This window comes from Pseudidiomarina planktonica, assembly GCF_900177775.1.
Classification (GTDB): Bacteria; Pseudomonadota; Gammaproteobacteria; order Enterobacterales; family Alteromonadaceae; genus Pseudidiomarina; species Pseudidiomarina planktonica.
In genome coordinates, this window is the sequence record NZ_FXWH01000001.1 from 1,075,522 (window position 1) to 1,086,220 (window position 10,699).

Below are 10,699 nucleotides of genomic sequence, written 5' to 3' on the forward strand. Positions count from 1 at the left end.
TTTGCATGACATTTAATAGTTTCAAAGAATTCTACCCGTATTACTTAGCTGAGCACGCTGATAAAACCTGCCGCATCATGCACTACATTGGTAGTTCTCTAGTGTTGTTAGTACTGGCTTATGTGCTGTTTACGCAAAGCTGGTGGGCGCTGCTGTTAGTGCCGGTAATTGGCTATGGTTTTGCCTGGCTAGGTCACTTTGCGTTTGAGCACAACCGGCCGGCCACCTTTAAACATCCTTGGTACAGCCTGATGGGCGACTGGGTAATGTATAAAGATGCCTGGGTTTATTTGCTTACCGGCAAGAAGCGGGAGTTTCCCAAGCAACCGAACACCAGCGATTAAGCGCTAGCTTCGGGCAGCCGATAGGGTGGAACTTCAACGTTCTGCAAATAGGTATTAAACATCCAAAGTTCGCCCTGATAGCGTGATTCGCCGTCACTACTGAAGTCAAAAATAAACCGCGCCGACCATCCCGGCGCGCTTCGGCGCCATGAGAGTTTGCCACTGGCGCGATGAATTTCCAGTAATTGTAATTGATGCTGCTGGCAGTAACGTTTTGCAAACACACCGGCTAATTCGGCCTGACGACGCCATTGCCAGAACAGCGCCGCGCAGCCAAGCAGAAGTAGTAGCAGCACCACATCACCCAGTATCATGAACGATTCCCTTTCAGCTGTTGCAGGGCCTTAAACAAAGGCTTAGCCAGGTCGCTGCTTTGCAGCATCATTAATAGTTGTGGTCGCAACAATGGCAACCTTACCAGATCCGTAAACAAGCCAACCAACAGTGCCTGATTGTTGTGTTCCGCCAGTGCTTCAAAGAACACCATTACCAACTGATGATCATGCAGTTGTTGATACAGTCGACCAGCAATAATAATAAACTCATCATCGGTCAGTGGATGCTGCTGGTAGCTCTTTAGCCAGTTTTCTAGTTGCTCACCAAAGGCTGGGGTGTGGTTACCGGCAAGCGCGCGAAGCGCATGCAGGCGGGGCGTCACATCATCGCTTGGGTTGCTAACCTGTTGGTCCAGTTCAGCTGCCAGGTAATGGTACAGCGAAGCTGGTAGATCCTGATGCTCCATGGCAATAGCCAAAGGTTGCCACAACTCGGCCGGATAGTTTTGCAGGTTGTTGGTAATAGCCATGCAGGTTGCTTCATCCTGCCGCAAACGAGCCACCACATCGTGAATACCTTGTAGCCCTAGCTGCTGCCAGGAGTCCAATGGCTCAGGTTGCCGTAAATAGGATTGTGCGCTTTCAAAATAAATCGATGGTGGTTGGGCTAAGTCTAGTTTCAACCGGGCGTTAAATGCCGCACGCTTGTCATCACCCGGAGTGAATAAACCCGGTGCGTTCTGCAGTTGCTGCTGTTGTTCATCAGACAGCGCCTCGGTTATTTGATTGCCCAGCAGGGTAATCACGTTGTGGCAGAATTGGTCGCGCGTGCTTAAATCGAGCAGGCCACGTTCATCTACAGGAAACTTTAAAAACCAGATAAAGGGCTGGTCGGCTTCCTGCCAAAAGGCAATGGCAAAACAAGCGTGCTGCTGAAGCGGAAACGGGTAGGGCTGTTTTTGTGCTTCAATATCGGCAAACTGCTGCTGACTTATTGCACTCAGGCGACGGCCTAAGTCGTAAATAAGGTAGTTGGCGCTGCTTCGTTGCAATAACTCCGTCAGAGAAATCATCATGGCGGTGGTTCCTAACTTGCATTCGCTACTTGAATCGGGAAAGATGAGCGCCATTATAGGCTCTGTCGGGTTTCGATTCGACCTGAATTTTCTGTTTAACCCTGCTTTACAAACTAAAGGTGATACGTGCAACAACGGACTTATCGACTGTTACTTCGAATTGAAGCTGAACTGAAACATCATGAACTTTGGCAAGAGCATTATCCAGAGCCTGAACGACTGGCTAGCCAGCAACCCTTTGCGGTGGACACTCTGGCGTTTCATCAGTGGCTGCAGTTTATTTTTCTACCGCGCATGCATGCGTTAGTAGAAGGTCAACGACCACTGCCAAAGAATATCGGCGTAAGCCCCATGGCCGCGCAAGTGTACAGTGCGAAGCTGGAACAATATGAACAACTGGTAGAGACATTACGCGAGCTGGATATTCTGTTAAGCGGCAGCGACCCGTTGGCCGCTACCGACAACTAAGCTTACTCGGCACCGCGCAGGAGCGCGTTAATGCCTACTTTTTCGCGAGTTTGGGCATTCACGCGTTTCACGATAATGGCAGCATATAGGCTATGGGTACCGTCTTTCGCTGGTAATGAGCCTGGTACTACAACTGAGCCGGCAGGAACACGCCCATACAGAACTTTGCCACTTTCACGGTCATAAATGCGGGTGCTTTGGCCAATATAAACACCCATTGAAATAACGGCGCCTTCTTCCACAATCACACCTTCAACAATTTCCGAACGCGCGCCAATAAAGCAGTTGTCTTCAATAATGGTTGGGTTTGCCTGCAGTGGTTCCAACACGCCGCCAATGCCAACGCCGCCGGACAGGTGCACGTTCTTACCTATTTGTGCACAAGAGCCAACCGTGGCCCATGTGTCCACCATAGTGCCTTCATCTACGAAAGCACCGATGTTGACGTAAGACGGCATTAGTACCACATTACGGCCAATGTAAGCGCCTTTGCGAACCATAGCTGGCGGAACTACACGCATGCCTTCGGCACGAAAACGGGCATCATCGTAACCGGCGAATTTACTGTCAACTTTGTCAAAAAAGCGCGTTTCGCCACCATGCATTAAATGGTTGTCGTGTAACCGGAACGACAGCAATACGGCTTTCTTCAACCATTGATGAACAACCCATTCACCGGCGATTTTTTCAGCTACACGGAGTTCACCTTTGTCAATTAGGTTAATCACTTCCATAACGGCGTTACGCAAGTCGGCCGAAACTGATTTTGGGGTGAGTTCAGCGCGTTGCTCAAAGGCTTCGCCGATAATAGTTTTCAAAGAGTCCATAATTGCTTCCGTGGTCATGATTTAAGAGCTGCGGTTATTCTAGCAGTAAGTTCTTGCTTTTGTTCGTCGTTTAACGCGTTTTGCTGGTCATTAGACAGGATAAATAAGTCTTCTGCCTGCTCGCCTATGGTCGTTATTTTAGCGGCTAACAGGTTTAGTTGCATGTCTTGTAATACCCGCGCCACTTTCGCTACCAGCCCGGGCTGATCCAATGCGGTTAACTCAATGGTGGTGCGGCGCTTGTTGCGCTGTGGTAAAAATTCAATGTGGGTAGGAACATTAAAATGTCGTAACCGGCGTGGTAAGCGCCGTTGATTACCCGGCAGACTTTGGCGTTTGTGTAGTACGTCGTAAAGCACTTGCTTAAGCTCTTCAATACGGTTCACATCGGTTAGTGGCTTGCCATCATGTTGCAACACTACGAAGGTATCCATGACAAAGCCATCGCGGGTGGCCAAAATCTGGGCATCGTGAATATTCAGGCGCTGGCTGTCGAGTACCGCCGCCACAGCCGCAAATAAATGGGTTTGTTCCTGATGGTAAATAAAGAGTTCAGTGGTGCCTTGTTGGCTTTCATTACCAACTAACACTAGCGGCAGTGCATAATCGTCGGTTAATTGCAGAATATGTTGTGAATGCCAGGCAATTTGTTCAGCGCGGTGGCGGAGAAAATAGTCGGCGGTAAAACGGCCCCACAGCTCATTCACTTCTTTATGATCAAAGCCGGCGCTTAGCAACAAGCCCATGGCATGAGTTTTGTGGTTACTGATATTTTTACGCATTGACGCGGCAGCGTTTTCTTCATCCTGTTTCAGGTGCTGCGCGGTAGCCCGATACAGCTCTTCCAGCAAACTGGCTTTCCAGTTATTCCACAGCGACGAGTTGGTGGCACGAATATCGGCCACCGTCAGACAATATAAATAATCCAGCCGTTTGAGTGTTTTCACCTCGCCAGCAAAGTGTTGAATCACTTCGGGGTCATGAATGTCACGCTTTTGCGCGGTAACCGACATCAACAGGTGCTGGCGTACCAACCAAGCCACTAAATCGGTGTCTTTGTCCGATAACTGGTGTTGCAAGCCGAAGTTACGAGCATCCAGTTCGCCCAATTCCGAGTGATCGCCGCCACGGCCTTTGGCTATATCGTGAAATATACCCGCCAGGTACAGTAGCTCTGGTTTTTCCATTTTTGCTACTAACTCGGTGCACAGTGGAAAATCTTCGGCAAACTCAGGCTCGCTGTAGCGGTGTAAATTGCGCACTAACCGAAAGGTATGTTCGTCCACCGTATAGGCGTGGAACAAATCAAACTGCATTTGGCCGACAATGTGCTGCCACTGTGGCAGATAATGGGCAATGATGCGACTGCGATGCAGCAGTTCAAAAGCCTTGCCACAACCCCGTGGATGCCTTAGCAACTGCATAAACATAGCCCGGCATTCAGGGTTGTCACTCAATGGGTGCTGTAAGCGTTCACGCGACTCGCGTAACAGCCTGATAGTGTGCGAATGAATACCAGTTATGGAGTCGTGCTGAGCTATGGCCAGAAAGAACTTCATAATATGGCGATCGTCGGTGAACACCTGATCGTGACGAGCATTAATTAACCCATTCACGATGCTGAAATCCTGATCAATCATAAACTCTTCGCTGAAGTCGTAGCCGCCTAAAATGGCTTGCTCGAAAAACTGCAGCAGCATGCGGTTTAATTCGCTCACGCCAAGCACCGCATTAAAGTAGTCTTTCATCATCGCTTCAACGGCTGGCTTTCCGTTGGTGCCGTAACCTAACCGGGCGGCCACACCGGGCTGGTAATCAAACAGTAGCCGGTCTTCGCGTTTACCCACTTCCAAATGTAAGGCGTAGCGAATGCGCCATAACAACAAGGTATGCTCATGCAGTTCCAGCCGCTCGTCGGCACTCATGTACCCGTATTCCACCAGACTTTCGTCGGTTTGGGTTTTGAAGTGCTGTTTCGCTATCCAACCAATGGTTTGCACATCGCGCAGGCCGCCGGGGCTGGATTTTAAATTCGGCTCCAGATTGTACGAGGTGCCGTGGTATTGCTGATGCCGTTCATTTTGTTCGGCCACTTTGGCATGGTAAAAGTCACGGCTGGACCAGGGGAAGTGATTCTGTAAGTCGTAATGCAACTGATCGGCAAGGGCCGGGTCGCCAGCTAAATAGCGATGCTCAATTAAACTGGTCGCTACGGTAATATCTTTGCCGGCTAGCTTGAAGCATTCGGTGGGGGTGCGAACACTGTGACCCAGGTCAATCTTGATGTCCCATAACAGGGTAGTCATGGCGGTTATTTTTTGAATGGTGGTATCAATGAGCTGGCCGTCGTACAAGAACAGCAAGTCGATATCCGACCCTGGGTGCAATACACCACGACCGTAACCACCTACAGCTAATACTGAAATATCTTTGGTGGGCAGGTCGAATTCCTGCCACAGGTGCGTAATTAACGAATCAAAGAATTTAGCGCGGTCAACCACCAGCGCTTCAATGTCGGCGGTAATAAATTGCTCTGCAGCCCAGGCGTGGTAATTCTGCAACTGCTCTTTATAACCGGCCACCGCCAGTTGTGCTGGCCAGTGCGGCTTGAACATGGCGGTGGTTTGGTTCACAGCAGTTAGGCCGAGGCAGTTATAACGCGAGGAATGTCTTCCTCACTGCGCAGGGTCAAAATTTCGCAGCCGTCATCAGTAACCAATAGTGTGTGTTCCCACTGTGCACTTAACGAGCGGTCTTTCGTTAGCACTGTCCAGCCGTCTTTCATTAATTTGGTGTGACGCTTGCCGGCATTAACCATAGGTTCGATAGTGAAGCACATGCCTGCTTCTAATAAGTCGCCGGTGCCCGGGCTACCGTAGTGCAGAATTTGCGGGTCTTCGTGGAATACCGCGCCAATACCGTGACCGCAATATTCACGCACAATCGAATAACCATTGCTTTCTGCATGCTGTTGAATAGCCGCGCCAAAGTCACCGGTACGTAAACCGGGGCGAACCATTTTAATGGCTTTATACAGCGATTCCTGAGTAACGCGAATCAGTCGGTCGGCCAGAATGCTGGGCTTGCCAACCATAAACATTTTCGAGGTATCACCGTGATAACCATCAAGGATGACGGTTACGTCAATATTCACAATGTCGCCGTCTTTTAGTGGCTTGTCGTTGGGAATACCATGACACACACAATGATTCACCGAAGTACAAATAGACTTGGGAAAGCCATTGTAATTTAGCGGCGCCGGAATAGCGTTGTTCGCGAGAATGTAGTCGTGACAACGCGTATTCAGCTCGTCGGTGGTAACACCCGCCTGTACGTGCGGGGTAATCATTTCAAGTACGCTTGCGGCTAATTTACCCGCGGCACGCATTTTTTCAATTTCGTCGGCCGTTTTAATCGAAAACGTCATAGCTGTGTATGGTCCCTGAAAATTAACTTATTAAGGCAAAATATGAGTCTAGTTTATCAGTCGGGCTGCGGCACGAAAAGGATTTGCTGAGAATGCTCTAAATTCGCCGTTAAAGTTGCGCCGGGCAATGTTTTCGTGGTATAAAGCGCACCGCAAATCCGTGATCGGGTTTGTAAAACTAAACACACACATACATCGACACATGCGCCGGGGTGCCTTCAAAGGTCGGAACATGGGATGTATGGAGGCTTAACCCCTTATTCAAAGGAAAATTATTATGGCTAACGTGTCAATGCGTGACATGCTTAAAGCTGGTGTCCATTTCGGTCACCAAACTCGTTTCTGGAATCCAAAAATGAAGCCTTTCATTTTTGGCGCACGTAACAAAATCCACATTATCAACTTAGAAAAAACAGTTCCTATGTTTAACGACGCACTGAGCTTTATCAGCCACGTGTCTGCAAACAAAGGTAAAATTCTGTTCGTTGGTACTAAACGTGCAGCATCTGAGCCAGTTCAACAAGCGGCTCGTGATTGTAAGCAATTCTTTGTAAATCACCGTTGGTTAGGCGGTATGTTAACCAACTGGAAAACTGTGCGTCAGTCTATCAAGCGTTTGAAAGAGCTTGAGACTATGAGCCAGGACGGTACCTTCGAAAAATTAACCAAAAAAGAAGCACTGGTTAACACTCGCGAAATGGAAAAGTTAGAAAAGAGCCTTGGCGGTATTAAAGATATGGCTGGCTTGCCTGACGTGTTATTCGTGATCGACGCTGATCATGAACACATTGCCATTAAAGAAGCGAATAACTTAGGTATTCCGGTAATCGCAGTAGTAGATACTAACTCTAACCCTGATGGTGTTGATTACGTCATTCCAGGTAACGATGATGCGATTCGTGCGGTACAGCTTTATCTGAACGCAGCAGCGGCAGCAGCAAATGAATCACGCAATGCGCCGGTTGAAGCGAAAGAAGCAGACGGCTTCGTTGAAGCTGACGCTGAGTAAGCTGAGCTGAATTAGATTTAGTACGAAACAAATTTAGAGGAAAGACCAAAATGGCTATTACAGCAGCTCTGGTAAAAGAATTACGTGAGCGCACCGGCGTTGGCATGATGGATTGCAAAAAAGCTTTGCAAGAAACCAATGGCGACATCGAAGCAGCAATTGAACTGATGCGTAAAAGCGGTCAGGCAAAAGCAGCTAAGAAAGCAGGTCGAATTGCCGCTGAAGGTGTGATTTTGACGAAAGCTGAAGGCAATACCGGTACTTTGGTAGAGCTGAACTGCGAAACTGACTTTGTTGCTCGTGATGAGAACTTCCTGGGTTTCGGTGAGAAAGTTATTAACGCTGCTTTTGCTAATAAAGAAAACGACGTTGAAAAACTGAAAGCGACTGACCTTGAAGGTTTAAGCGTTGAAGAAACGCGTGAAAACCTGGTTGCGAAAATTGGTGAGAACATGAATGTACGTCGCGTTACTACCATTACTGGTGGTGACCTGGTGGAAACTTATGTACACGGTGGCCGTATTGGTGTTGCTGTTGCAATCACCGGTGGCAACGCTGAATTAGCTAAAGATTTGGCTATGCACGTTGCAGCTAGCGCGCCGCAGTTCGTTAAACCTGAAGATGTTGCTGCTGAAGTTGTTGAGCAAGAACGTCAAATTCAGTTGGATATCGCCATGCAAAGCGGTAAGCCACAAGAAATCGCTGAGAAGATGGTTGAAGGCCGGATGCGTAAGTTTACCGGTGAAATCAGTCTGACTGGTCAGGCATTTGTAAAAGATCCTTCGATTACTGTGGGTCAATTACTGAAAGATGCTGGCGCCGACGTTGTTACTTTCATTCGCTTTGAAGTGGGTGAAGGTATTGAACGTAAGAGCGAAGACTTTGCTGCCGAAGTGCAAGCGCAAATGGCTGCAGCGAAAAAGGCTTAACGCCAGTGACGTTGCTACCAGCTAAAAGAAACTGATAAAAAACCGCGACTTGCTCTGCAAGCCGCGGTTTTTTTTGTGTGCGCATTTGCCCGAATGTGGCATGCTACACCTATTAAAATAATTGATTCGTCCAGCATAAGGAGCCCGGCCCATGATTACCCCCGCCAAACCAAATTACCGCAGAGTATTACTTAAATTAAGTGGCGAAGCATTAATGGGAGACGAGGCCTTTGGTATAGATGCGAAAGTATTGGACCGAATGGCGCAAGAGATTAAAGAGCTGGTTGAACTTGGTGTGCAAGTTGGCCTCGTAATAGGTGGTGGTAACTTATTCCGTGGTGAAGGTCTGGCGAAAGCGGGTATGAATCGCGTAGTGGGTGACCACATGGGTATGCTGGCAACGGTAATGAACGGCTTAGCTATGCGGGATGCCTTACACCGGGCTTTTGTGAATGCCCGCCTCATGTCCGCTATTGAACTGAATGGCGTGTGCGACAGTTACAACTGGGCTGAGGCTATCAGCTTGCTGAAATCAGGGCGGGTTGTTATTTTCTGTGCCGGTACCGGTAATCCATTTTTTACCACGGATTCAGCAGCCTGTTTGCGCGGCATTGAAATTGAAGCTGAACTGGTATTGAAAGGTACCAAAGTTGATGGCGTGTATTCAGCCGATCCGGTTAAAAATCCGGATGCTAAATTATATAGCCACATCAGTTATAATGAGGTTCTGGATCAACAATTAAAAGTGATGGATTTGGCTGCATTTACGCTGGCTCGAGACCATGGCTTACCAATCCGGGTATTCAATATGAATAAGCCGGGCGTGTTACGATCGGTTATTATGGGATCTGACGAAGGCACCCTGATTGATCGTGGCCCTGAATTCGTAAATTCTGATTCGACTGAGCAGAATCAAGCAGAGAAAGGAAAATAAAGTGATTAACGATATTAAAAAAGATGCGAAAAGCCGCATGGAAAAAAGCGTGGAGTCTCTGCGTTCACAAATGTCCAAAGTTCGCACCGGACGCGCTCACCCAAGCTTACTCGATGGTATAACGGTGCCTTACTACGGCGTTGAAACACCATTGAACCAGATGGCTAACATTACGACTGAAGATTCAAGAACATTAGCGCTAACGGTATTTGATAAATCGGCAAGTGGCGCGGTTGAGAAAGCTATTCTGACTTCTGACCTGGGCTTAAACCCAGCGGCGGCCGGCGCTGTTATTCGGGTACCATTGCCAGCATTAACCGAAGAGCGTCGTAAGGACCTGGTTAAAATAGTTCGCTCGGAAGCTGAGCAGGGCCGGGTAGCAATTCGTAATATTCGTCGTGATGCAAATGGTGATTTGAAAGATTTATTGAAAGAAAAAGAAATTACCGAAGACGATGAGCGTAAAGCAACCGACGAAATCCAAAAGCTTACTGACACTTTTATTGGTCAAATTGATAAGCTTTTAGAAGACAAAGAAAAAGATTTGTTGGAAGTTTAACCGAGTCAGCAGCTTGCTGATTGGTCGAAGGCGCCGTGTCAGGTATACTCTCACGGCGTTTTTATTTAATGGCAGAACATATGGCAGTCCCTGAAACTAAGGATTTGGTTCCGCAACATGTTGCTATCATTATGGATGGCAACGGGCGCTGGGCGCAACAGCGCGGGAAGCGTCGTACCGCAGGTCATAAGGCTGGTGCGGAGGCCGTGCGTAATGCAGTAGCATTTGCGCGAAAAACAGGTATTCAGTCGTTAACTTTGTTTGCGTTTAGCAGTGAAAACTGGAAACGGCCCAAAGAAGAAGTATCGGTACTTATGGAGTTATTTCTGACCGTGTTACAACGGGAAGTAAAAAAACTGCATAAGCACGGCGTTCAACTTCGAATTATTGGCGATGTTGCGCAGTTTTCACCGCGTCTGCAACAGCGCATTCAGGACGCTGAAGCCCTAACTGCAGAAAACCGCTCATTAACGCTAAATATAGCGGCTAACTATGGTGGTCGCTGGGACATAAAAGAAGCCACCAAAGCAGTTGCTAGCGCGGTTTTAAAAGGTGATTTACAAGTTGATGAGATTAACGAGCAAGTGCTGGCGGAATATATGCAGCTTGCTGATCAACCAACACCTGATTTATTGATTCGAACTGGGGGCGAGCGCCGCATTAGCAATTTCTTGCTGTGGCAGCTTGCTTACGCTGAGTTTTATTTTGCGGATGTATTGTGGCCGGACTTTAGTGCCGAGCATTTTGCCGCTGCGATTGCTGATTATGCAACTCGAGAACGCCGTTTTGGCTTAACCAGCCAACAAATCCACAGTATGATGATGGATTTAAACGGCCAAACTGAGGACTGA

At 48.1% G+C, this 10,699-nt stretch carries 12 protein-coding genes; 7 read left to right on the top strand and 5 right to left on the bottom strand.

Features of this window, described 5'->3' with window-relative positions; genetic code table 11:
* Window positions 1-5 precede the first annotated feature (5 nt).
* Window positions 6-344 carry a DUF962 domain-containing protein gene (locus tag CCE91_RS05065; protein WP_086434139.1) on the top strand — a complete coding sequence of 113 codons (339 nt, stop codon included), beginning with the start codon at window positions 6-8 and terminating at the stop codon, window positions 342-344.
* Here CCE91_RS05065 and CCE91_RS05070 read toward each other — a convergent pair.
* Together CCE91_RS05070 and CCE91_RS05075 are read right to left on the bottom strand one after the other, a co-directional pair.
* Window positions 341-658 (bottom strand): DUF3301 domain-containing protein, encoded by a 318-nt coding sequence (locus CCE91_RS05070; RefSeq protein ID WP_198677980.1) that lies wholly within the window; start codon window positions 656-658, stop codon window positions 341-343. The two genes, CCE91_RS05065 and CCE91_RS05070, sit on opposite strands and share 4 nt — an antisense overlap.
* Complete coding sequence (locus CCE91_RS05075; protein WP_157984131.1) at window positions 655-1,695, bottom strand: DUF3549 family protein; 1,041 nt, start codon at window positions 1,693-1,695, stop codon at window positions 655-657. The genes CCE91_RS05070 and CCE91_RS05075 overlap by 4 nt, the downstream gene beginning before the upstream one ends.
* 126 nt (window positions 1,696-1,821) lie before the next feature.
* On the opposite strand from CCE91_RS05075, the gene CCE91_RS05080 reads away from it, so the two are divergent.
* On the top strand, window positions 1,822-2,163 hold the full coding sequence (locus tag CCE91_RS05080; protein ID WP_086434141.1) for a YqcC family protein: 342 nt from the start codon (window positions 1,822-1,824) through the stop codon (window positions 2,161-2,163).
* A gap of 2 nt (window positions 2,164-2,165) precedes the next feature.
* On the opposite strand, the gene dapD is transcribed toward CCE91_RS05080, so the two are convergent.
* Genes dapD through map form a run of 3 tightly spaced genes read right to left on the bottom strand, consistent with a single transcriptional unit; the run spans window position 2,166 to window position 6,417 of the window.
* The gene (gene dapD, locus CCE91_RS05085) at window positions 2,166-2,990 is read right to left on the bottom strand and encodes a 2,3,4,5-tetrahydropyridine-2,6-dicarboxylate N-succinyltransferase (RefSeq protein WP_086434842.1); all 825 of its coding nucleotides are present in this window, start codon (window positions 2,988-2,990) and stop codon (window positions 2,166-2,168) included.
* A 14-nt stretch (window positions 2,991-3,004) separates the two neighbouring features.
* Window positions 3,005-5,605, bottom strand: coding sequence for a [protein-PII] uridylyltransferase (glnD, locus tag CCE91_RS05090; protein ID WP_086434843.1), 2,601 nt, complete (start codon window positions 5,603-5,605; stop codon window positions 3,005-3,007).
* A gap of 23 nt (window positions 5,606-5,628) precedes the next feature.
* Window positions 5,629-6,417 (bottom strand): type I methionyl aminopeptidase, encoded by a 789-nt coding sequence (map, locus tag CCE91_RS05095; protein WP_086434142.1) that lies wholly within the window; start codon window positions 6,415-6,417, stop codon window positions 5,629-5,631.
* A 277-nt stretch (window positions 6,418-6,694) separates the two neighbouring features.
* Between map and rpsB the strand changes: the two genes are divergently transcribed.
* From rpsB to uppS, 5 genes are all read left to right on the top strand, one after another.
* Window positions 6,695-7,426, top strand: coding sequence for a 30S ribosomal protein S2 (gene rpsB / locus CCE91_RS05100; protein WP_086434143.1), 732 nt, complete (start codon window positions 6,695-6,697; stop codon window positions 7,424-7,426).
* Between the two features lie 50 nt (window positions 7,427-7,476).
* Window positions 7,477-8,355, top strand: a complete 879-nt coding sequence (gene tsf / locus CCE91_RS05105) for a translation elongation factor Ts (protein WP_086434144.1) — start codon at window positions 7,477-7,479, stop codon at window positions 8,353-8,355.
* A gap of 151 nt (window positions 8,356-8,506) precedes the next feature.
* Window positions 8,507-9,289 carry a UMP kinase gene (pyrH, locus tag CCE91_RS05110; RefSeq protein WP_086434145.1) on the top strand — a complete coding sequence of 261 codons (783 nt, stop codon included), beginning with the start codon at window positions 8,507-8,509 and terminating at the stop codon, window positions 9,287-9,289.
* A gap of 37 nt (window positions 9,290-9,326) precedes the next feature.
* Window positions 9,327-9,848, top strand: coding sequence for a ribosome recycling factor (gene frr, locus CCE91_RS05115; RefSeq protein ID WP_407681280.1), 522 nt, complete (start codon window positions 9,327-9,329; stop codon window positions 9,846-9,848).
* Window positions 9,849-9,916: 68 nt separating this feature from the next.
* Entirely contained in the window at window positions 9,917-10,699 is a 783-nt protein-coding gene (uppS, locus tag CCE91_RS05120) for a polyprenyl diphosphate synthase (protein ID WP_234996262.1), read from the top strand.